The organism is Cellulophaga lytica DSM 7489 (assembly GCF_000190595.1).
GTDB lineage: Bacteria > Bacteroidota > Bacteroidia > Flavobacteriales > Flavobacteriaceae > Cellulophaga > Cellulophaga lytica.
Genome location: NC_015167.1, coordinates 2,040,396 through 2,062,219 on the forward strand (window position 1 = coordinate 2,040,396; position 21,824 = coordinate 2,062,219).

21 protein-coding genes and 1 tRNA gene are annotated in these 21,824 nt (G+C 32.4%); 10 read left to right on the forward strand and 12 right to left on the reverse strand.

Annotated features, from left to right (window positions below):
* Positions 1-34 precede the first annotated feature (34 nt).
* Together CELLY_RS09140 and CELLY_RS09145 are read right to left on the reverse strand one after the other, a co-directional pair.
* A complete protein-coding gene (locus CELLY_RS09140) occupies positions 35-1,378 on the reverse strand; it encodes a cytochrome-c peroxidase (RefSeq protein WP_013621390.1) in 1,344 nt (447 codons plus the stop codon).
* 90 nt (positions 1,379-1,468) lie between these two features.
* Positions 1,469-1,909, reverse strand: coding sequence for a retropepsin-like aspartic protease (locus CELLY_RS09145; RefSeq protein WP_013621391.1), 441 nt, complete (start codon positions 1,907-1,909; stop codon positions 1,469-1,471).
* Positions 1,910-2,017: 108 nt separating this feature from the next.
* Here CELLY_RS09145 and CELLY_RS09150 point away from each other — a divergent pair, with 108 nt between their 5' ends.
* The 8 genes from CELLY_RS09150 (at position 2,018) to CELLY_RS09185 (ending at position 7,176) form a co-directional block, all read left to right on the forward strand.
* Positions 2,018-2,785, forward strand: coding sequence for a TatD family hydrolase (locus CELLY_RS09150; protein WP_013621392.1), 768 nt, complete (start codon positions 2,018-2,020; stop codon positions 2,783-2,785).
* A 15-nt stretch (positions 2,786-2,800) separates the two neighbouring features.
* Entirely contained in the window at positions 2,801-3,829 is a 1,029-nt protein-coding gene (locus CELLY_RS09155; RefSeq protein WP_013621393.1) for an asparaginase, read from the forward strand.
* A gap of 67 nt (positions 3,830-3,896) precedes the next feature.
* A tRNA-Ser gene (locus CELLY_RS09160) sits at positions 3,897-3,984 on the forward strand.
* 81 nt (positions 3,985-4,065) lie between these two features.
* The gene (locus CELLY_RS09165) at positions 4,066-4,803 is read left to right on the forward strand and encodes a MotA/TolQ/ExbB proton channel family protein (RefSeq protein WP_013621394.1); all 738 of its coding nucleotides are present in this window, start codon (positions 4,066-4,068) and stop codon (positions 4,801-4,803) included.
* 24 nt (positions 4,804-4,827) lie between these two features.
* Positions 4,828-5,277 (forward strand): flagellar basal body-associated FliL family protein, encoded by a 450-nt coding sequence (locus CELLY_RS09170; protein WP_013621395.1) that lies wholly within the window; start codon positions 4,828-4,830, stop codon positions 5,275-5,277.
* 12 nt (positions 5,278-5,289) lie between these two features.
* Positions 5,290-5,916, forward strand: a complete 627-nt coding sequence (locus CELLY_RS09175) for an ExbD/TolR family protein (RefSeq protein WP_013621396.1) — start codon at positions 5,290-5,292, stop codon at positions 5,914-5,916.
* Between the two features lie 21 nt (positions 5,917-5,937).
* Positions 5,938-6,420, forward strand: a complete 483-nt coding sequence (locus tag CELLY_RS09180; protein ID WP_013621397.1) for an ExbD/TolR family protein — start codon at positions 5,938-5,940, stop codon at positions 6,418-6,420.
* Between the two features lie 87 nt (positions 6,421-6,507).
* On the forward strand, positions 6,508-7,176 hold the full coding sequence (locus CELLY_RS09185; RefSeq protein WP_013621398.1) for a porin family protein: 669 nt from the start codon (positions 6,508-6,510) through the stop codon (positions 7,174-7,176).
* 599 nt (positions 7,177-7,775) lie between these two features.
* Here CELLY_RS09185 and rpoN read toward each other — a convergent pair.
* The 10 genes from rpoN to rplM form a co-directional block, all read right to left on the reverse strand.
* Positions 7,776-9,227: an RNA polymerase factor sigma-54 gene (gene rpoN / locus CELLY_RS09195; protein WP_013621400.1), complete on the reverse strand. Its 1,452-nt coding sequence runs from the start codon at positions 9,225-9,227 to the stop codon at positions 7,776-7,778.
* 44 nt (positions 9,228-9,271) lie between these two features.
* Positions 9,272-10,705 (reverse strand): asparagine--tRNA ligase, encoded by a 1,434-nt coding sequence (asnS, locus tag CELLY_RS09200; RefSeq protein WP_013621401.1) that lies wholly within the window; start codon positions 10,703-10,705, stop codon positions 9,272-9,274.
* 68 nt (positions 10,706-10,773) lie between these two features.
* Positions 10,774-13,191: an efflux RND transporter permease subunit gene (locus tag CELLY_RS09205; RefSeq protein ID WP_013621402.1), complete on the reverse strand. Its 2,418-nt coding sequence runs from the start codon at positions 13,189-13,191 to the stop codon at positions 10,774-10,776.
* Positions 13,192-13,280: 89 nt separating this feature from the next.
* Entirely contained in the window at positions 13,281-13,484 is a 204-nt protein-coding gene (locus CELLY_RS16985; protein WP_148228897.1) for a hypothetical protein, read from the reverse strand.
* Positions 13,485-13,690: 206 nt separating this feature from the next.
* Complete coding sequence (frr, locus tag CELLY_RS09215) at positions 13,691-14,248, reverse strand: ribosome recycling factor (RefSeq protein ID WP_013621404.1); 558 nt, start codon at positions 14,246-14,248, stop codon at positions 13,691-13,693.
* A 41-nt stretch (positions 14,249-14,289) separates the two neighbouring features.
* Positions 14,290-14,997, reverse strand: a complete 708-nt coding sequence (pyrH, locus tag CELLY_RS09220) for a UMP kinase (protein ID WP_013621405.1) — start codon at positions 14,995-14,997, stop codon at positions 14,290-14,292.
* A 171-nt stretch (positions 14,998-15,168) separates the two neighbouring features.
* Positions 15,169-16,134 carry a translation elongation factor Ts gene (gene tsf, locus CELLY_RS09225; protein WP_013621406.1) on the reverse strand — a complete coding sequence of 322 codons (966 nt, stop codon included), beginning with the start codon at positions 16,132-16,134 and terminating at the stop codon, positions 15,169-15,171.
* A gap of 99 nt (positions 16,135-16,233) precedes the next feature.
* Positions 16,234-17,256 (reverse strand): 30S ribosomal protein S2, encoded by a 1,023-nt coding sequence (gene rpsB / locus CELLY_RS09230; RefSeq protein WP_013621407.1) that lies wholly within the window; start codon positions 17,254-17,256, stop codon positions 16,234-16,236.
* A 251-nt stretch (positions 17,257-17,507) separates the two neighbouring features.
* Positions 17,508-17,894, reverse strand: coding sequence for a 30S ribosomal protein S9 (rpsI, locus tag CELLY_RS09235; RefSeq protein ID WP_013621408.1), 387 nt, complete (start codon positions 17,892-17,894; stop codon positions 17,508-17,510).
* A complete protein-coding gene (gene rplM / locus CELLY_RS09240) occupies positions 17,894-18,346 on the reverse strand; it encodes a 50S ribosomal protein L13 (RefSeq protein WP_013621409.1) in 453 nt (150 codons plus the stop codon). The genes rpsI and rplM overlap by 1 nt, the downstream gene beginning before the upstream one ends.
* A gap of 241 nt (positions 18,347-18,587) precedes the next feature.
* Here rplM and CELLY_RS09245 point away from each other — a divergent pair, with 241 nt between their 5' ends.
* Complete coding sequence (locus CELLY_RS09245; protein ID WP_013621410.1) at positions 18,588-21,212, forward strand: DUF5916 domain-containing protein; 2,625 nt, start codon at positions 18,588-18,590, stop codon at positions 21,210-21,212.
* A gap of 72 nt (positions 21,213-21,284) precedes the next feature.
* Positions 21,285-21,770: a lipocalin family protein gene (locus tag CELLY_RS09250; protein ID WP_013621411.1), complete on the forward strand. Its 486-nt coding sequence runs from the start codon at positions 21,285-21,287 to the stop codon at positions 21,768-21,770.
* Positions 21,771-21,824: the final 54 nt, after the last annotated feature.

Below are 21,824 nucleotides of genomic sequence, written 5' to 3' on the forward strand. Positions count from 1 at the left end.
TTTAACTTCAGCCCTTTTCTTGTTTAGGAGTGTTTTAGTTACAACCCATATCAGATTTGGATTTGCTATCTGCGTTAGGAAAACAGTTGCCTGATGGTAAGCTCTCCGGAGTGTACCTTTTTAGGTTATTGTCATACAATCCGTTTTCTATAAAAGCAGTTAAATCATCAATTTCTTCTGTTGTTAAATTTAGCGGAATAAAATCTGATGCTAATTGATTTTTAGGAACATTATTGTTTTCAGGTATGGCGTTGTTTTTGTATTCTATAACTTCTTTTATAGAAGTAAAGCTTCCTCCATGACCAAAATGAGATACATCTTTTAAGTTATATAAAGATGGTATTTTAAACTTGTAATTATCTTCTTCTTTTCCTGTAAAACCGCCTCTACCTTTTTTTGTGGCTTCATCAATATTAATGTGTGAACTGTTTGGGTCCAAGTCGTTCATTCCTAAAGCGTAAAACCCTGTTTTGTTTAAGCCTGGTCCGGTGTGGCATTTATAGCATTCTGCTTTACCAAAAAATAAGTTAGCGCCACTTATTTCTTTAGGGGATAAAGCAGCTTTATTTCCTTTTAAAAACTCTTGAAAAGGAGCTTGGTTTGCAAGCACTGTTCGTTCATAAGCAGCAATTGCTAAACCAGCTGTTATGGTTGTGTATCTATTTTCTTCTGGGATGTTAGGAAAAGCAGCGTCAAACATACTTTTGTATCCGTTGTTGTTTAGGAAGTTGGTGTCTATTAAAAGCCTGTGAACACCTAGGCCAGCTATGGCTTGTATTTCTACGCCTTCAAAACCTAAGTTATTGCGTTCTTTGGGAGTGCCAACTGTCCAGCTACTTTCGGTTCCTGTATTTTCTGAGGTTCCTCCAAATTGTCCGTTCCATAACATTACTTTTTGGTATGCAGTGTTTAGTATGCTTGGAGATTTTATGGGTTGTACATCTAAGTCTTCTTCTAAATAATCTATAGACATGTGTCTAGATTCTCCTTTTGCACCATAGCCAAAACCACCTTCGCCAATACCTTGTATGTTGCCGCTTTGGAAACCTGCCGCTGCGTGGTGGCAACTTGCACATGAGTAGGTGTTGGCTCCTATTTCTTTTGTTGGGTTTAAGGCTAGGCCTGTTTCGTGAAAAAGTAATTTTCCTAAGGCAACTTTTTCTGGTGTAAGCGGGTTTTTAGGGTCACTAGGAATGTTGTTTAAATTTGTTTCTTCTGGTAGTTGTAGCGTTTCTAGTGAGCCATAAAGAGTTGTAATTTTCTCTTCTAAAATACTTGTTTCTGCTTTTTGGTAGTTGTTGTCGTCATTAGAACAACTGGTTGTAAATAAAATGCCAATTGCTAGTATGCAATATAGATTTATTTTTGATGTAGACATGGTTAGAATGTTTTGCAAACAAAAGTGTGTTTTTGCTAAAACATGACATTAAAAAATCGGTACAATACTAATAAATAAGATATCTGTTATTTACAGCTTAAAATAAACACATTTTTTGTTGTAGTCTATAATGGCTTTTGTCTTTTTTAATATGTCTGCTCCAATAATACCATCTACTGGTAATGCATTATGGTTAATAAGAGCTTGGTTAACGTGTACAAGATCAAACAAAACAATTTTTAATTTTTTGTATTTCCAATCTCCAATTTTTATGGTGTTGTTAGAAGAAATTAATGTTTCCATTTCTGTAGCGCCAGCACCAGCAGCTTTTATTTCTGAATCTTCAGAGGTAAGCTTAAAGTTTTCAATTTTATCTATACCTATACAGGTGTTAGAGGCTCCTGTGTCTAAAATAAATTTTCCGGCTACATTGTTAATCTTAGCTTTAATTTCAAAATGATTAGTAGGAGTTAATGTAAGTTTAATTTTGGTGTAATCTTTTTGAAGTAAGAATTTTTTTAAGCTAGACATATATTCAATTTTAGTGCAAATATATATCAATCTTTATCAGAAAAGATAAAATCAAACTATATCAATTTAAAAACATCAAAATATATAAGATAATTCTATTTTTGCAGTATGATATTTACAGATACACATACACATTTATATAGTGAGGCCTTTGATGAAGACAGGGCTGTTGCAATACAAAATGCAATTGATAAAGGGGTAGAACGATTTTTTATTCCTGCTATAGACTCAACTTACACAAGTTCTATGTTGAGTTTAGAGGAGGCTTACCCAGATAATGTTTTTTTGATGATGGGTTTGCATCCAACACATGTAAAAGATAATTATCATGTAGAGTTGGTGCATATTGAAGAAATGCTAGAGCAGCGTAAATTTTATGCTGTGGGAGAGATAGGAATAGATTTATTTTGGGATAAAACCTTTTTAAAAGAACAACAGCAAGCTTTTAAGCATCAAATACAATTGGCAAAAAAATACAAATTACCAATAGTTATACATTGCAGAGATGCTTTTGATGAAGTTTTTGAAATTTTAGAAGAAGAAAAAGGTGATGATTTAAGAGGGATTTTTCATTGTTTTACAGGTACTTTGGAGCAGGCAAAACTTGCAATATCATATAATATGAAATTAGGTATTGGAGGGGTAGTTACTTTTAAGAATGGAAAAATAGATAAGTTTTTAAATGAAATTGATCTTAAACATATTGTTTTAGAAACAGATGCTCCTTATTTGGCGCCAACACCTTTTAGAGGTAAAAGAAATGAAAGTGCATACCTTATTAACGTAGCTGAAAAATTAGCAGACATATATAATAAGGATATAAAAGAAATAGCAGACATAACTACTAAAAACTCTTTAGACGTTTTTGGTGTTTAAAAACAAGTAAGTGATATGGCAAATGCTACAAAAATATTATTGGTATATACTGGTGGTACAATTGGTATGGTTAAGGATTATAAAACAGGAGCTTTAAAAGCTTTTAATTTTAATAATTTAATGAAAAGTATACCAGAACTAAAGCAGTTGGATTGTTCTGTGGATAGCGTTTCTTTTGATGAGCCAATAGATTCCTCTAATATGAACCCTACGCATTGGGTTAAAATTGCTACTATTATTGAAGACAATTATGCAGATTTTGATGGTTTTGTGGTTTTGCACGGTAGTGATACAATGAGTTATACGGCATCTGCTTTAAGTTATATGTTAGAGCATTTAAGTAAGCCTGTAATTTTAACTGGTTCTCAATTGCCAATTGGAGATTTGCGTACAGACGCAAAAGAGAATTTAATTACATCTATACAAGTAGCTGCATTAAGGGAGAATGATAAAGCAATAATACAAGAGGTATGTTTGTATTTTGAATACAAATTGTATAGAGGTAATAGAACAACAAAAATTAATGCAGAACATTTTGAGGCTTTTGCATCATTAAATTATCCAGAATTAGCGGAATCTGGTGTGCATTTAAAAGTAAATAAGGAATATTTAAGAAAAAAGAAGCATACAAAAGCATTAAAGGTGCATAAAAACCTAGATGATAATGTTGCTGTTTTAAAATTATTTCCTGGTTTAAATAAAAATGTACTAAAAAGTGTGTTAAATATTCCAGATTTAAAGGGGTTGGTTTTGGAGACTTATGGTGCAGGTAATGCTCCAACAGAGAAATGGTTGCTAAACGAAATAAAAAAAGCAATAAAAAACGGATTGTACATTGTTAATGTTACGCAGTGCTCTGGAGGTAGTGTTTTACTTGGTCAGTATGAAACCAGTGAGGAATTACAAAGCTTGCAAATAATTAATGGTAAGGATATTACAACAGAGGCGGCTGTAACTAAGTTAATGTATTTGTTAGGAACAGGAGTGTCTCCAAAGCTATTTAAAACACTTTTTGAAACTCCGTTGCGAGGAGAATTGCAATAAAAATAACATATTATATTTCTTTAACTAATATTTTTTTTGTTATTTGGACGCCGTTAAACTTATGAAGAGAGAGGTGGCCGAGTGGTCGAAGGCGCACGCCTGGAAAGTGTGTATACATCACAAGTGTATCGAGGGTTCGAATCCCTTCCTCTCTGCAGATAAGTTTGCGTTTAATTTTATTATAACATTTTTTTTTTATCTTTAACCCTATTAACTAACTAAATTAAGTTTCGAAAATGAAAAGATTATCATCTATCCTAGCTGTAGCTGGGTTGTTTGTTTTTAGTACAAATACAGTAAATGCAGCTACATTATTACAAGATGCAGCGGAGAAAGAAGCGCCAAAAGGTTTTGTTCAAGTATTAAAAGAACAATTTATTACTGGTGGACCTGCTTTTATGGGTATTGTACTTTTATGTTTAATTCTTGGTCTTGCAGTGGCAATTGAAAGAATTATTTATTTAAACATGGCAAGCACAAACACTACTAAACTAAAACAAAGAGTTGAAGACGCATTAGCATCTGGTGGTGTAGAAGCAGCTAAAGAAGTATGTAGAAATACAAAAGGACCTGTAGCGTCTATTTTCTACCAAGGATTAGATAGAGCTGGTGAGAGTATTGAATCTGCTGAAAAAGCGGTTGTTGCCTACGGAGGTGTACAAATGGGTCAGTTAGAGAAAAACGTTTCTTGGTTGTCTTTATTTATCGCTATTGCTCCTATGCTTGGTTTCATGGGTACAGTAATTGGTATGATTCAGGCCTTCCAAAAGATTGCAGCAGTTGGTAACTTAAGTGCATCTTTAATTGCAGGTGATATTCAGGTTGCATTATTAACAACTGTATTTGGTCTTGTTACTGCCATTATTCTTCAAATTTTTTACAACTACATCATTGCTAAAATTGATAGTATTGTAAATGATATGGAAGATTCGTCAATCTCATTGATTGATATGTTGGTAGATCACAAAAAATAAGTCGGACCTTAATACAAAAGCATTATGCAAAAAATAATAAAAATAGCCTTAATTGTAATAGGCGTTATATCGGCTGTGCTATGGTATTTTTTACCATCAGGGGATTTTACAATTCCTGAGGTAGCAGCAGAGGCAGCAAACAGTAGTGCAATGAACGTAATGTTTATGATTACTTACCTTTTATTAGGTGTAGCAGTTGTAGTAGCATTGGTTTATACACTAAAAAACTTGTTTTCTACACCAGAAAACCTTAAAAAAGCTTTATTTGCTTTAGGTGGATTTGCACTTGTAGTAATTATTTCTTACTTTTTATCAAACGGAGAAGATTTAGATCCTCAGTTTTTAACGGATAATGATACTACAACTAGTACAGTAAAGAACATAGGAACAGGTATTTATACCTTCTTAATTTTAGTAGCAGTAGCTGTTGTTCTTATGGTTGTACCAAGTGTAAAAAAACTAATTGGTAAATAAAAAATAATAATTATGGCAAGAAGAGGTGGAGCACCAGAAGTAAATGCCGGTTCTATGGCAGACATTGCTTTCTTACTCCTTATCTTTTTCTTAGTAACTACTACTATAGAAACGGATGCAGGTTTAGATCGTATGTTGCCTCCTAAAGAGCCGCCTACTGATGAGCAAGTTATACTTAAGCAAAAAAATATTTTTACTGTACAAATAGGTAAAGATGGTCAATTGCTAGTAGAAGAAGATCTAATGGATCTTAAAGATTTAAAAGAGGCTGCAATTGCATTTTTAGATAATGGTGGAGCAGTAAAAGGAGATCCTGAGTACTGTAGCTATTGTGAAGGTGCAAGAAGTCCTGAGTCTTCTGATAACCCAATAAAAGCGGTTATATCTTTAAAAAATGATCGTGAAACTAAGTATTCTGTTTATATAACAGTACAGAATGAGTTAGTGGCAGCGTATAATTTTTTACGTAATAGAGCAGCTAAAAAGTTAGGTTATAATATGTCTTTTACAGAAATGGAAGCGGCATACTCTAACCAAGAAACTCCAGATGATGTTAAGGAGCAATTAAAGGTTAAGATTAAGAAAATTCAAGATCTTTATCCTCAAAAATTATCTGAAGCTGAAACTACAACAAACTAATAACATTTAATACAAAGGAATATGTCAAAATTTAAAAAGAAAAAAGACGGAGAATTGCCTCCAGTTTCTACGGCTTCTCTTCCGGATATTGTATTTATGCTTTTGTTTTTCTTTATGACAGTTACAGTAATGAAAGATAGCGAACCTTTGGTAGCAAATGAGTTACCAAACGCAACTGAAATTAAAAAGCTAGAAAAGAAAGACAGAGTAGTTTATATTTTTGTTGGTCAGCCTACAGAAAAATATCAGAGCGCTTTTGGTAAAGAGCCAAAAATACAGTTAAACGATAAGTTTGCTAACGTTTCTGAAGTAGGAGATTACGTTTTAGAAGAAATAGCTAAGAAGCCTCAAGAGGTTCAAAGTTCTATAACAACAGCTTTAAAAATTGATAAGAATGCCAATATGGGTATTGTTATGGATATTAAAGAAGAGTTAAGAAAAGTAAATGCGTTAAAAGTAAACTACACCACTTATGAAGGTGATGCTTTTAAAAATTTACAATAATTTAGATAGTTAAACTATTATATGCGCTTCAAATAGGTAAAACTATTTGAAGCGTTTTTTTTATACAGTAACTTTTATACGTACTATATGTTTCGTTTATGTATTTTATTTGGACTTATATGTTTTTCTTTATCTGCTCAAAATACAACCGTAGATAGTCTTTATTTGGAAGATCAGTTTTATATAGGACTTACTTATAATACTTATGGTAATAAGCCTTCTAGCTTTACGCAGCGTAATTTGCCCTATGGTTTACAACTTGGTTTTATAAAAGATTTACCAATTAATAAAAAAAGGAATGTTGGTTTTGGTGTTGGTTTTGGTTACGCAGTAAATAACTACTATTCAAATTTAATTGCAACCAAAGACAGTGAGGGTATAAGTTACACTTTTGCAGATGAAGATTTAGATTATGAACGTAGCAAAATAGTTACGCATATGGTAGAGTTCCCTATAGAGTTTAGATGGCGAAAATCTACACCTACTAAATATAAGTTTCTTAGAATTTATGGAGGTGCTAAATTGGGGTATGTTTTTTCTTCTAAGTCTAAGTTTGTTTCTGATGATTTTAAAGAGGTTTTTAGTAATACTGATATTGTAAACTTTAGATATGGTCTACAATTTAATATAGGTTATAATACCTGGAACATTCATGTGTATTATGGCTTAAATAGTTTGCTAGATGATGCTTTTGTAGACGATGAACAACTACTTATGAAGCCAATACGAGTAGGATTTAATTTCTATATTTTATAGCCAATATTTAATTGTTAGTAGCTGAGAGCTAATTCCAATTAAAAAACCTACTATAATTTCTAAGGTAGTGTTGGTTTTTAAATACAATTTAGAAGTAGACACTAAGCCAGTACAAAAAACGGTGATGGCAATAGCGTAAATAATATTTATCTCAAAATGGACGCTAAGGCTAATTAAAAACATAAGTAGACTTCCCATTCCTGTTGCGTGTAAACTGCTCTTAAAACGTATTAAAAGCAATAGTAAAGAGCAAAAGATAGCAGCAACTAAGCCTAAAAAGTAAAAAAACAGTTCTGAACTATAATTGTTTGGTATTACTTTGTAAACCACTAACAAAAGTAAAGCTAAACTTATGTATAGTGGATATTTTCTTTCTTTTATGGTGGGTAGGCTATATGATGTTATTAGTCCTACGCTCCTAAGTATAATATAACATACTATAGGAACAATAACAGTTAGTATTAAAATAGGCAATGTGTTGCCAAAAAAGTGATTTTGAGTGTAATATTGTGGCGTAATTTTAAAATAGCAAATGCAGCCAATTATGGGTATAAATAAAGGGTGAAATATAGAGGATATAATTTTGTGAAACCCTTTCATTAAATCTGCTTTCTTAACCTTGCTACAGGTATATTTAATTGTTCTCTGTACTTTGCAACAGTACGCCTTGCTATTGGGTACCCTTTTTCTTTTAAAATAGCAGCTAGCTTGTCATCAGTTAAAGGTTTTCTCTTTTCTTCTTCACTAATAACGTTTTCTAGTATTTTTTTAATTTCTTTAGTAGATACATCTTCACCTTGCTCATTCTTCATAGATTCAGAAAAATATTCCTTAATCAATTTAGTACCATAAGGTGTGTCTACATATTTGCTATTTGCTACTCTAGATACAGTAGAAACATCCATACCAATAGTGTCTGCAATATCTTTTAAAATCATTGGTCTAAGCTTTCGCTCATCTCCAGTTAAAAAATATTCTTTTTGGTAGTTCATAATAGCGCTCATTGTTACATAAAGCGTTTGTTGTCTTTGTTTAATAGCGTCTATAAACCACTTGGCAGCATCTAGCTTTTGTTTTATAAAAAAAACTGTGTCTTTCTGTGATTTAGATTTTGTTTTAGAATTTTTGTAGCCTTCTAGCATATTATTATACTGTCTGGATACGTGCAATTCAGGAGCATTTCTTCCGTTTAGAGTGAGCTCTAGCTCTCCGTCTGCAATTTTAATTGAAAAATCAGGTACAATATGTTCTATTATTCTAGTATTACCAGCATATGAGCCACCTGGCTTTGGATTTAATTTTTCAATTTCAGAAATGGCTTCTTTTAGTTCATCTTCTGTAATGTTGTGTTTTTGCAGAAGTTTTTTGTAGTGCTTTTTAGTAAACTGATCAAAAGACTTTTCTAGTATTTGAATTGCTAGTTCTATAGCAGGTGTCTGTTCTTTTCTAGAAAGCTGTATAATTAAGCATTCTTCTAAAGATCTTGCAGCCACACCAGGAGGATCTAACTCTTGTACTAAATTTAGTACTTTAATTATGTCTGCTTCTTCTGCAAATACATTTTGTGTAAAAGCTAAATCATCCATAATGTCTGTAATTGGTCTGCGTATATAACCGCTTTCATCAACACTACCAATTAAAAACTCGGCAATTGCCCAGTCTTTATCATCTAAATAAACGGTATTTAATTGTGTCATTAAATGTTGATGAAAAGAGGTCCCGGCTGCATAAGGAATACTCTTTTCATCATCATCTGCACTATAGTTATTTGCTTGCGTACGGTAATCTGGAATTTCGTCGTCAGAAAGATATTCATCAATATTGATATCTTCAGCTTCAATTTTTTCAGTGTCATTATCGTACAAATCGTCATACTCATCCTCAATAGTTTCGGCTTCTTCTTTACCGCTTTCTAATGCAGGATTTTCTTCTAACTCTTGCTTTAGTCGTTGTTCAAAAGCTTGTGTAGGAAGTTGAATTAACTTCATAAGTTGTATCTGTTGTGGAGACAACTTTTGTGATAACTTAAATTGTAGGTGTTGTTTAAGCATTAATGTTAATTCTTTTTATGACTTTTTATATATTGTTATGTATTTTAAAACTCTGCATTTTGTGGTGTTCTAGGGAAAGGTATTACGTCTCTAATATTACCCATTCCTGTAGCAAAAAGCACCAAACGCTCAAATCCTAATCCAAAACCACTGTGTACTGCGCTTCCGTATTTACGTAAGTCTGTGTACCACCATAGTTCTTTTTCATCTATATCTAATGCTTTCATTTTCTCTAAAAGCACATCTAATCGTTCTTCTCTTTGTGAGCCGCCAACTATTTCTCCAATTCCTGGGAAAAGTATATCCATTGCTCTTACTGTTTTTCCGTCTTCATTTAAACGCATATAAAATGCTTTTATTTTTGCAGGATAATCAAACAATATAACTGGACATTTAAAGTGCTTTTCTACAAGAAAACGTTCGTGTTCACTTTGTAAATCTGCTCCCCATTCATTAATAATGTATTTAAACTTCTTCTTTTTGTTTGGTTTGCAGTTTCTTAAAATCTCTATAGCTTCAGTGTAACTAACTCTTTTGAAGTTGTTGTCTGTTATAAACTTTAATTTTTCAATTAATGGCATTTCACTACGTTCTGCAGCAGGCTTAGTTTTTTCTTCGTCTAACAAACGTTTTTCTAAAAACTCTAAATCATCTTTACAGTTTTCTAATACGTAAGATAAAACACTTTTAATAAAATCCTCAGCTAAATCCATATTAGCATCTAAATCATAAAAAGCCATTTCTGGTTCAATCATCCAAAACTCTGCTAAGTGTCTAGATGTGTTAGAGTTTTCTGCTCTAAACGTAGGTCCAAATGTATATACTTTACCTAGGCCCATTGCGTAGGTTTCTGCTTCTAATTGGCCAGATACAGTTAGGTTTGTTTCTTTGCCAAAAAAATCTTCACTATAGTCTACAGATCCGTCTTCTTTTAAAGGCGGCTTTTTAGAGTCTAAGGTAGATACTTTAAATATTTCACCAGCTCCTTCTGCATCAGAACCCGTAATAATAGGTGTGTGTACGTGATAAAAACCATTTTGTTGAAAATACTGGTGCACAGCAAAAGATAAAGCTGAGCGCATACGCATTACAGCAGAAAAAGTGTTGGTTCTTACGCGTAAGTGTGCTTTTTCTCTTAAAAACTCTAATGTGTGTTTTTTAGGTTGTATAGGGTAAGTTTCTGGGTCTGCGCCTCCGTGTATTTCTAAAGAAGCTACTTGTATTTCTACAGATTGTCCTTTCCCTTGGCTTTCTACTAGGGTTCCTTTTACTTTTATTGCTGCACCTGTAGATACTTGCTTTAGTAAACTTTCGTCTAATTTTTCAAAATCTACAACACATTGAATGTTTTGTATGGTAGAACCATCATTTAAAGCAATAAATCTGTTGCTTCTAAATGTTTTTACCCAACCACTTACGGTTACTTCTTGTAAAAGATGTTTTCCGGACAATAAATCCTTAATGCTGTTTGTGTTCATTATAAAATATGCTTCTTATTTTAAGTGATAAAGATAACTTTTTTTAAATCGTCTTTAAAATACTCAAATTAGTTTTGATTATTGATTTGATTTTTTTTCTTGATTTTAACCTCTTCTTTAGGTAAAATATCTATTTGTGGTTTTTTAAGCACTTCTTTGTTTGCTATACTGCGTTCTAAAGAAAGTAGTAATGAAGGTAGTAGTATTAAATTAGCTAACATTGCAAATAATAACGTTGCAGATACTAATGCTCCTAATGCTACAGTACCTCCAAAGTTAGAAATTATAAAAACTGAAAAGCCAAAGAATAAAACAATTGAAGTGTAAAACATACTAACTCCTGTTTCCCTTAGTGCGGCATATACAGATTTTTTAATTGCCCATTTATTCACTACAAGCTCTTGTCTGTACTTTGCTAAAAAATGAATGGTATCGTCTACAGAAATTCCAAAGGCAATACTAAATACTAAAATAGTAGAAGGTTTTATTGGTACACCAACAAAGCCCATAACGCCTGCTGTAATTATTAATGGTAGTAAGTTAGGTATTAATGATATTACAATCATTCTAAAAGACCTAAACAAGTAAGCCATAAATAGAGCTATTAGGCCAATAGCTAGTGCTAATGATAAAACCAAATTGTTTACAAGGTATTTAGTTCCTTTTAAAAATAATAAAGCCTTACCAGTTAAAAAGGTGTTGTATCTTTCTTTTGGAAATATCTTGTCTAAATTTTCTTGTAAACGTCCTTCTATATCTTGCATACGCTCAGTATCTACATCTCTCATAAAAGTTGTAATACGAGCAGTTTGTCCAGTAGAATCTACAAAACTCTCTAGTAAGTTTCCGTTACTTTTAGAGTTACGGGCCACATCCATAATAAAATTATTTTCTTGTGTGGTTGGTAATTGGTAATACTTAGGAATTCCGTTGTAAAAGGCCTGTTTAGAGTATTTTACAAGGTTAACTACTGATATTGGGTGAGACAGTTCTGGAATATCTTCAATTACTTCTCCAAACCTATCCATTCTTTTTAATGTAGCAGGTTTTAAAACACCATTTTTTCTTTTAGTATCTATAACAACTTCAACAGGCATTATGCCTTTAAATTCTTTTTCAAAAAAGCGAATGTCCTTAAAAAACTCTGCTTTTTTTGGCATATCTTCAATAGCACTTCCAGAAATATTTATTTGGTAAATGCCAATAATGCTAACTGTTAATAGTAAGATAGAAACAATGTAGACGCTAATTCTTTTGTTTCTAACAATGTTTTCCATCCAGCTAACAAAAGTGTCAATCCACTTTGTGTTTAAGTGTTTTAAATGCTTGTCTTTAGGCATTGGTAAAAAGCTGTAAACTATTGGTATTATTAAAAGTGATAGTATAAAAATACCAATGATGTTTATAGATGCTACAATACCAAACTCTTTAAGTAATTGACTGTCTGTAATTATAAAAGTTGCAAAGCCAGATGCAGTGGTAATATTTGTCATTAACGTTGCATTACCAATTTTAGATATTACACGTTGTAAGGAAAGTGCTTTGTTACCGTGCTTTTTAACTTCTTGTTGGTATTTGTTTATTAAAAAAATACAGTTTGGAATACCTATTACAATAATAAGTGGAGGTATTAAGGCGGTTAGTACCGTAATTTCATATTGTAATAAGCCTAATATGCCAAAAGCCCACATTACACCAATAATTACAACGCACATAGATATAAATGTGGCTCTAAAGCTTCTAAAAAAGAAAAAGAAAATTAATGAAGTTACGCCAAGGGCTGCAAGTATAAACTTGTTTATTTCATCTATAATATTTTTAGAGTTCATTGTGCGTATATATGGCATTCCAGATATATGCAAATTCATCTCAGTTTCCTTTTCAAACTTTTCTGTAAGATGTTTAAAATCTTTTAAAATAAAATCTTTACGTACAGATGTGTTTACGATGTCCTTATCTAGGTAAACTAAAGTTCTAATTGTACCTGTTTCTTTATTGTATAATAGATTTTCGTAAAACGGCATATTATTAAATAAATGCTGTTTTAAACTATCTATTTCTTTTGTGGTTCTTGGTTTAGACTTTATAAAGTTTTGAAGTAAAAATTTTTGTCCGTCTTCTGTTTTTACCAGTTCTTTAAGGTTGTCTGTAGATAATACAAAATCTACCTCTGGAAACGCATCTAGTTGTTTGCTAAGTTTGTTCCATCTATTAAATTTTTCTGGAGTGTAAAGAGAGTTGTCTTTTGCGGCTATTGCAATTACATTACCTTCTTCTCCAAATAGCTTTAAAAATGATTGGTATTTAATATTAACCGGATGGTGATCTGGTAATAAGTTAGCTTCTGAGTTAGAAAACTTCATGTTTTTCCATTGAAAACCTAGAAAAACGGTAAAAGCTATTATAAGTAGTATAATGAGAATTCTGTTTCTTAGAATTATCCTAGCAGTTTTTGCCCAAAAACCTTGCGTAATCTTTGCAACCATTATATGTAATTAAGGTGCGCAAAGGTAAAGAATGATTGTTAGTGTTCCCAAAAAATGCGGTTTAAATACGTGTTAAACCTAAATAAAACTTAATCTCCTATTTTGATTTTGTGTTGTTTGCAGAAATCTATAAGTGCTGCTAAGGAAGTATGCTGTTCAGAAACCTCTAAGTCTCTATGTATTTTATTGATAAGCTGAAATCGGTAATACGTTATGTTTAATATTTTAACTGCTTTAAGACTACTTATTTCATTTAGGTTGTAGGTAGATCTATATGATTTTTGAGTAAGCATATAAATTGCATAACTTATTGATGCAATTAATAGGACTATGGAGAGGTAGAAGAGTAAGTTGCTCTTATTGTTAATAATATTTAAACCAGAGCTTAAAATAATAAGTACAGAGAAGATTTTACCGTTGATTTTTTGACTTTTAATATTATCAATAATCTCAATTTTGCTTAAATCTTCTCTGTAATTTATTTTCATTTTAAAAAAAATTAAACTTTCATTATTTCTGCTTCTTTGGTAACTAGTAAAGCGTCAATTTTTTTTGTATACAAGTTAGTTAAATCTTGTACATCTGCTTCTGCATTCTTTTTTAAGTCTTCAGATGCATCATCTAAAGCTCTAATTTCTTTATTTGCTTCTTGTCTTGCGTTTCTAATTCCAATTTTAGCATCATCTGCTTCTCCTTTAGCTTGTTTTGCTAAATCTCTTCTTCTTTCTTCTGTTAATGGTGGTACGTTTATAATAACAAAATCACCATTGTTCATTGGGTTAAAGCCAAGATTAGAGTTCATGATGGCTTTTTCTATTTCTTGAAGCATATTTTTTTCCCATGGCTGAACAGATATTGTTCTGGCATCAGGAGTGTTTACATTAGCTACTTGAGAAAGTGGAGTTGCAGATCCGTAGTAGTCTACCATAACACTAGATAGCATAACTGGACTAGCTTTACCTGCTCTAATTTTAATAAATGCTTTTTCTAAATGGTCTATTGTGCCATTCATACTCTCTTTAGTACTGTCTAATATAAAATTAATTTCTTCGTTCATTGTGTTACTATTTAATCTTGGTTCAGCATAAACTGTACCACTTATAAATTTACTTCTGTTCCTATATTTTCTCCTGATAGTAGTTTTAATAAATTTCCTTTTGTGTTCATATCAAAAACCACAATAGGTAATTCATTTTCTTGACTTAATGTAAACGCGGTGGTATCCATTACTTTTAAGCCTTTATTAAGTACATCTTGAAAAGATATTTTATCAAACTTAGTTGCATTGGCATCTTTTTCTGGGTCAGATGTGTAAATGCCGTCTACTCTTGTTCCTTTTAATATTACGTCTGCTTCAATTTCAATAGCGCGTAATACAGCTGCGGAATCTGTTGTAAAATATGGATTACCTGTTCCACCACCAAAAATAACTACTCTTCCTTTTTCAAGGTGTCTCATAGCTTTTCTTCTAATAAATGGTTCTGCTACTTCGTTTATTTTAATTGCAGTTTGTAGTCTTGTTTGTACGCCTGCGTCTTCTAATGCGCTTTGCAAGGCAAGCCCGTTTATTACGGTAGCCAGCATTCCCATATGGTCTCCTTGTACGCGGTCCATACCGTTACTTGCTCCGGCAACACCTCTAAAAATATTTCCTCCACCAATTACTATTGCTACCTGAATACCTTTGTCTATTACTTGTTTTATCTCAGTAGCATATTCTGCAAGTCTTACAGGGTCTATGCCGTATTGTCTAGAGCCCATTAAGGCTTCTCCGCTTAATTTTAAAAGTATTCTTTTGTATTGCATTTTTGGTGATGTTTATGGTTAGCAAAAATAATGAAAAAAATGAACGGTAAAGTATGTCTCATATTTTATTCTATTATTTTGTTGCGTTATAGTTGTTGTAATAAAATAAAAAAGCCGTTTCCTAAAAAAAGGAAACGGCTTTAATTATAACTTTAAAAGTTTTGTCTTTTGTTATCCAAGAGCAACTCTTTTAAAAGATGCTACAGCTACATCGCCGTAAGAAGAAACGTAAGATGCTACGTTAATTTTTTCATCTTTAATAAAGTTTTGGTCTAATAAACATTGCTCTTGATCAAGAGTAGTGTTGTCAGATACAAATCTTTCCATTTTACCTGGTAAAATTTTGTCCCAAATTTGCTCTGGTTTACCTTCTGCTTTAAGTTGTTCTTTTGCACTTTCTTCTGCAGCAGCCATAACTTCTGGAGTTAATTGTGCCATAGAAATGTACTGAGGTACGTTTTTAAGAGTTTTCCCTAAACGCTCTAACTCAATATTGTCTTTTTCAATAACAGCAATTCTTGCTTCAGTTTCAGATGCTATGTAAGCTGGGTCAAAATCTTTGTAAGATAATGTTGTAGCTCCCATAGATGCAATTTGCATTGCAACGTCTTTAGCTAAAGTTTCAATGTTATCTACTTTAGCAGTAAAACCAACTACAGCAGCAATTTTGTTAATGTGTACATAAGAACCAACGTAAGGAGCCTCTACAGTCTCAAAAGCGTTAATTTCTAATTTTTCACCAATAACACCAGTTTGCTCAACTAATTTGTCTGCAACTGTCATACCGTCAAAATCAGCAGCTAAAAACTCATCTTTAGAGTTGTAGTTAAGTGCTAATTCTCCTAATTGGTTAGCAAGTGCTAAAAAGTTTTCGTTTTTACCAACAAAATCAGTTTCACAACCTAATACTATTGCAACACCTTTGTTAGCATCTGCATTTACTTTAGCAACTGCAGCACCTTCGCTAGAGTCACGATCAGCTCTTTTTTCTGCTACTTTCTGACCTTTTTTACGTAATACGTCAATTGCTTTGTCAAAATCACCTTCAGCTTCAACTAAAGCTTTTTTGCAGTCCATCATTCCTGCGCCAGTAGCTTTTCTTAGTTTATTTACTTCTGCAGCTGTAATTTTTGCCATTTTATTTTAAGTTTTAATATTGCTCTAAATAAAGATTAATTTTTTAGAACGATGTTAAATTAATATTTTGTTTTATTTATATAAAAGGTTGTGAATAGATTATTCTATACCACCTTTAGTATTGTCTTGCCATACTTTTAACTCATCCCATTTACCATCAGCAGCCATTTTAGCTTGCTTTGGCCAAGAACCAGGGTTTTTAGATGCAAAACTAGAACCAGCAGCAGTTAATATAGCGCTTAAATCTTCAACAGATTTAGCAGCTAAGTCTGCGTAAGTTTTAATTCCTTCGTTTTGGAAAATCTCAGCAATTTTAGGTCCAATTCCTTCAACTTTAGTTAAATCATCTGTAGCAGTTTTAGCTTCTGCTTTAGGAGCTGCTTTTGCTTTAGGAGTAGAATCTTTTCCTTCTTTTTCAGCTTGTTTGTCAGATTTACGATCAGCTAAACCTTCTATTATAGCTTCAGAAACGTGAGATAATACAGCTTCAATAGATTTAGAAGCATCATCGTTAGATGGTATAATGTAGTCTATTGGTCTAGGGTCAGAGTTTGTATCTACCATTGCAAAAATAGGAATGTTTAATTTTAAAGCTTCCTTAACTGCAATGTGCTCTCTCATTGTATCTACAATAAATAAAGCTCCTGGTAAACGAGTCATATCAGAGATAGAACCTAAGTTTTTCTCTAATTTAGCTCTTAAACGATCTACTTGTAAACGTTCTTTTTTAGATAAAGTTAAAAAAGTACCATCTTTTTTCATTCTATCAATAGAAGCCATTTTTTTAACAGCTTTACGAATAGTAACAAAGTTAGTTAACATACCACCTGGCCATCTTTCAGTGATGTAAGGCATATTTGCTTTTCCTGCTTTGTCTGCAACAATGTCTTTTGCTTGTTTTTTGGTAGCTACAAAAAGTATTTTTCTACCAGATGCTGCTATCTTTTTTAAAGCTTCATTAGCTTCTTCAATTTTTGCAGCTGTTTTGTATAAGTTAATAACGTGTATTCCGTTACGCTCCATATAAATATATGGTGCCATATTCGGGTTCCACTTTCTTGTAAGGTGACCAAAGTGTACACCTGCTTCTAATAAGTCTTTTACTTCAATTTTGTTTGCCATTTTTTTGTAATAGTTTACGTTCCGTTTTACTTAGCAATGCTAAAGTAGTGCGTATGCAGTCTCTAACATTTAGATGCTAAACTAGTGTTTCCTGTATGGTAGCAGAAAACAACGACAACTTGTTTTAATTTATGCTTTAGAATTTTTTCTAAAGGCTTCTCAATGAACTTGTTTTTGTTGGCATTACCAACGGTATAAAATCAGAAAAAATCTGATGTAAAAAAACCGGAACAATGTTCCGGAATATATTCTTAACGCTTAGAGAATTGAAATTTCTTACGGGCTTTCTTCTGACCGAATTTCTTACGCTCTACCATTCTTGGATCTCTAGTTAAAAGACCTTCTGGCTTTAATATCAATCTGTTTTCAGCATCTACTTCGCACATTGCTCTAGAAAGAGCTAGTCTAATAGCTTCTGCTTGTCCAGTAATACCTCCTCCGTAAACATTTACTTTTACGTCAAAGTTTTCATCATTGCTGGTTAAAGCAAATGGTTGTTTTACTTTGTACTGTAAAGTAGCAGTAGGGAAATATTCATTTAAATCTTTTTTGTTGATTGTAATGTTACCTTTTCCTTCAGAAACATATACACGTGCAACAGCAGTTTTACGTCTGCCTATTTTATGAATTACCTCCATTATAAATCCTTTAAGTTTATTGCTTTTGGTTTTTGTGCCTCTTGGTTGTGCTCAGGACCTACGTAAACTTTTAAATTACGAAAAAGTTCTGCTCCTAATCTGTTCTTAGGTAGCATTCCTTTTATTGATTTTTCCACTACACGTGCTGGGTTCTTCTCCAACATTTCAATAGCTGTCTGAGACCTTTGTCCACCAGGGTAACCTGTGTGTCTTATATAAGTCTTAGTTTGCCATTTGTTACCGCTAAGAGTAACTTTCTCTGCATTGATAACAATTACGTTATCCCCACAGTCCACATGTGGTGTAAAATTAGGTTTGTTCTTTCCTCTTAAGATTTTTGCAACCTTAGAAGCAAGACGACCCAACGTTTCTCCTTCAGCATCAACCAATAACCACTCCTTAGAAACGGTTGCTTTATTGGCTGAAATTGTCTTGTAGCTTAATGTATCCACACTAATATATTTTTATTATTTACTTAATCCCGATAAACGGGGTGCAAATGTACAATTATTTACTTGAAATACAAATGCTTATTTCCGTTTATTTTTATTGTTTTTTTCAAATGCTATTGTTTTCTTGATTTTCCAAGCTTTATTTTTTTCGATTTTAACAAAATTTTGTCTTTTTTAGCTACAATTATATAATAGGAGTGCTATTTTTACGCCTTATATTAAAAAATAACCAGAATAACCAATGTTAAAGTTTAGTCTAACAAGTGCTTTAGTATTTTTAACTACAGCGCTTTTTTCTCAAGAAAGTGCAAATATACAAGTTCCTAAGAGGGTGTACACTACAAATAGTGTAGAAAATAAAAAATCTCCTGTTATAGATGGTTATTTAACAGATGCTGCTTGGAATAATGTAGAGTGGCAAGGAGATTTTGTAGAGTGGAGGCCAGATGAAAATACTAGTCCAACCCAACCTACCAAGTTTAAAATAGTGTATGATGATAAGTTTTTATATGTTGCTTTTAAATGTTATGACGCTGATTTAGATAAAATTGAAAAACGTTTGTCTAGGCGAGATGGTTTTCAAGGAGATTGGGTAGAAATTAATATTGATAGTTATAATGATAAAAGAACAGCTTTCTCTTTTACATTTACAGTAGCAGGTGTTAAGGGTGATGAGTTTATATCTGAAAACGGTAGTAGTTGGGACAGTAGCTGGAATCCTATTTGGTATGGTAGCTCTAAATTAGATGATGAAGGTTGGACGGCAGAACTTAAAATACCTTTTAGTCAGCTTAAATTTGGCGATGCTAAAGAGCAGGTTTGGGGATTACAAGTTAAACGTAGAATTTTTAGAGCCGAGGAGCGCTCCATTTGGCAACGTATTCCTTTAGAGTCTTCTGGTTATGTTAGTGAGTTTGGTGAGTTACGTGGGTTGTTAAATATTAAGCCTCAAAAACAATTAGAAATTCAACCTTTTGTGGTCAATCAATATGATAGTTATCCAAAAGAAGTTGGCAATCCTTATAGAGATGGGTCTGATTATAAGTTTAATGGTGGTTTAGATGCTAAAATTGGTATAACAAACGATTTAACTTTAGATTTAACAGTTAATCCAGACTTTGGTCAAGTAGAAGCAGACCCAGGAGCAATAGCATTAGATGGTTTTCAGATATTTTTTAGGGAGCAACGTCCATTTTTTATAGAAAATAAAAACATTTTTGACTATGAATTTGGTAGTGGTCAAGATAATTTATTTTACAGTAGACGTATTGGGCGAAACCCTCACGGAAGACCTTCCTTGGAGGATGGTGAGTATGCAGATGTGCCTAAAAACACAACAATTCTTGGAGCAGCAAAATTCTCTGGTAAAACTAAAAGTGGTTGGTCTTTAGGGCTTTTAGAGAGTGTTACTGGTAAAATGTATGCAGAAATAGATGCTAACGGAGAAAAAAGAGATGAACTTGTAGAGCCGCTTACTAATTATTTAGTTGCAAGAGCTCAAAAAGATTTTAATAATAGGAACTCTTATGTTGGTGCAATTTTTACATCAACAAATAGACGATTAGAAGATGATTTAGACTTTTTACGTAAATCTGCTGTTTCTGCCGGTGTAGATTTTAAGCATAACTGGAAAAATAGAGAGTATTATGTAGAGGGTAACTTTGTTGCAAGTTCTGTTCGTGGTTCTAAAGAGGCTATAACTAATACTCAAAAATCTATTACGCATTTGTTTAACAGGGTAGATGCCGGTCACGTTAGGTTAGATACCTCTAGGACATCTTTGTCTGGTTCTGGTGGTAAGTTAGAATTTGGTAAGGCTGGTGGTGGTAATTGGCGTTATGAGGGTGGTGTACTTTGGTATTCTCCAGAGTTAGAATTAAATGATATAGGTTTTTTGCGTCAGGCAGATAAAATTACTCAGTTTGCAGAAGTTCAGCGTTTATTTTTAAAGCCTACAGATTTTTACCGAAATATACGTTTGCAGTTGGGGCAATATTCTACTTTTGACTTTGATGGAAACTATAATATTATGTCATACCAGTTTAATGGTAATATAAGTTATAAAAATAATTGGTGGACAGAAGTAGAGGCAACATATAACCCTGTTTTTTATAGTAACGCTAATTTGCGTGGTGGACCACGTTGGCGTTATGCAAAAGAAGGTGGTTTGGCGTTATTTGCAGGGTCAGATAACAGAAAAAAGTTTTACTCTACTGTAGGTTATGTTGGTAACAGAGGTGCAGAGGATACATTTAGTTACAATAGATATGTGTTTAGGTTCACCTATCAACCAGTAGATGCGTTTAGTTTGTCTATGGATAATGAGTTTTCTACAGAGAAAAGTAAAACTCAATATGTAACCCAGCGTACAGTTAATAATATAACAAGGTATATTTTAGGTGAAATTGATCAAAATACATTTAGTAGTTCTATACGCTTAAACTATAATTTAAATCCTAATTTAAGTCTTCAGTATTATGGACAACCTTTTATTTCTAGAGGTACTTACACTAATTTTAATTATGTAAATAATCCTATTGCAAGTAGTATTGATGATAGAATTACACTGTATGGAGTTAACCAGATAGCATTAGAAAATGGGATGTATATTGTAGATGAAGATGCTAATGGAATTGCAGATTATGAGTTTGGTGATCCAGACTTTTCTTTTGTGCAATTTAGATCTAATTTAGTTTTGCGATGGGAATATATTCCTGGTTCGGAAATTTTCTTGGTTTGGTCACAAGGTTTAACGAGTAACGCCAATCCAGATGATGCACTTGGAAGGAGTTTAAACAGGCAAATTTTAGACCGCAAAAAAGATAATACTATTTTGTTAAAGGCAACATACAGGTTTATATTATAGGTAAAATTAGTGCTATTATACTATAATAAAGTATTTTGCGTTTTTTAAAGTAAAAATAATCAACTAAATAAAATGATAAAAAAAGGCATATTATTAATAGCGTCTATCTGTTTGTTAAATTTTTCTTGCTCTACAGATAGTGAAAAAGAACTATTTTCTGAAAATAGTTTAGTAGGTACTTGGGTGATTTCTGATGTTACAAGGGAAGAATCTTCAGAGGTGAATTTTCCTCAAGAAATAGCAAAGAATCTTATAGATCAAGGTTGTAAAATAATTACATATACTTTTAATGCAGATGATACATTTGTAGGTAAGGATAAATTAAATTATTTTGTAATTGAATCTAATGGCGCAGGTATAGAGGTTGATTGTCCTGAAGAGACAGATACTTTAGTTGGTACTTGGGATTTAAATGATGACCAATTAACAATTACAGATCCTACAGGAGGAGAAACTGTTATTACGGTTGACTTAAACGGTAGTACCTTAATTATTGCAGGTGAAGATATTGATGAAGATAATTATGATGGTTTAGATATTGTTTTTACAAAAAACTAAAACCATTTTACTAATAAATAAAAAAAGGACATTAGGTTTTTCTAATGTCCTTTT

What these genes read in the sequence shown, in the direction of transcription:
- CELLY_RS09140 (WP_013621390.1), bottom strand. Translation starts at nt 1,378, where the DNA reads ATGTCTACATCAAAAATAAATCTATATTGCATACTAGCAATTGGCATT.
- CELLY_RS09145 (WP_013621391.1), bottom strand. Translation starts at nt 1,909, where the DNA reads ATGTCTAGCTTAAAAAAATTCTTACTTCAAAAAGATTACACCAAAATT.
- CELLY_RS09150 (WP_013621392.1), top strand. Translation starts at nt 2,018, where the DNA reads ATGATATTTACAGATACACATACACATTTATATAGTGAGGCCTTTGAT.
- CELLY_RS09155 (WP_013621393.1), top strand. Translation starts at nt 2,801, where the DNA reads ATGGCAAATGCTACAAAAATATTATTGGTATATACTGGTGGTACAATT.
- CELLY_RS09165 (WP_013621394.1), top strand. Translation starts at nt 4,066, where the DNA reads ATGAAAAGATTATCATCTATCCTAGCTGTAGCTGGGTTGTTTGTTTTT.
- CELLY_RS09170 (WP_013621395.1), top strand. Translation starts at nt 4,828, where the DNA reads ATGCAAAAAATAATAAAAATAGCCTTAATTGTAATAGGCGTTATATCG.
- CELLY_RS09175 (WP_013621396.1), top strand. Translation starts at nt 5,290, where the DNA reads ATGGCAAGAAGAGGTGGAGCACCAGAAGTAAATGCCGGTTCTATGGCA.
- CELLY_RS09180 (WP_013621397.1), top strand. Translation starts at nt 5,938, where the DNA reads ATGTCAAAATTTAAAAAGAAAAAAGACGGAGAATTGCCTCCAGTTTCT.
- CELLY_RS09185 (WP_013621398.1), top strand. Translation starts at nt 6,508, where the DNA reads ATGTTTCGTTTATGTATTTTATTTGGACTTATATGTTTTTCTTTATCT.
- rpoN (WP_013621400.1), bottom strand. Translation starts at nt 9,227, where the DNA reads ATGCTTAAACAACACCTACAATTTAAGTTATCACAAAAGTTGTCTCCA.
- asnS (WP_013621401.1), bottom strand. Translation starts at nt 10,705, where the DNA reads ATGAACACAAACAGCATTAAGGATTTATTGTCCGGAAAACATCTTTTA.
- CELLY_RS09205 (WP_013621402.1), bottom strand. Translation starts at nt 13,191, where the DNA reads ATGGTTGCAAAGATTACGCAAGGTTTTTGGGCAAAAACTGCTAGGATA.
- CELLY_RS16985 (WP_148228897.1), bottom strand. Translation starts at nt 13,484, where the DNA reads ATGCTTACTCAAAAATCATATAGATCTACCTACAACCTAAATGAAATA.
- frr (WP_013621404.1), bottom strand. Translation starts at nt 14,248, where the DNA reads ATGAACGAAGAAATTAATTTTATATTAGACAGTACTAAAGAGAGTATG.
- pyrH (WP_013621405.1), bottom strand. Translation starts at nt 14,997, where the DNA reads ATGCAATACAAAAGAATACTTTTAAAATTAAGCGGAGAAGCCTTAATG.
- tsf (WP_013621406.1), bottom strand. Translation starts at nt 16,134, where the DNA reads ATGGCAAAAATTACAGCTGCAGAAGTAAATAAACTAAGAAAAGCTACT.
- rpsB (WP_013621407.1), bottom strand. Translation starts at nt 17,256, where the DNA reads ATGGCAAACAAAATTGAAGTAAAAGACTTATTAGAAGCAGGTGTACAC.
- rpsI (WP_013621408.1), bottom strand. Translation starts at nt 17,894, where the DNA reads ATGGAGGTAATTCATAAAATAGGCAGACGTAAAACTGCTGTTGCACGT.
- CELLY_RS09245 (WP_013621410.1), top strand. Translation starts at nt 18,588, where the DNA reads ATGTTAAAGTTTAGTCTAACAAGTGCTTTAGTATTTTTAACTACAGCG.
- CELLY_RS09250 (WP_013621411.1), top strand. Translation starts at nt 21,285, where the DNA reads ATGATAAAAAAAGGCATATTATTAATAGCGTCTATCTGTTTGTTAAAT.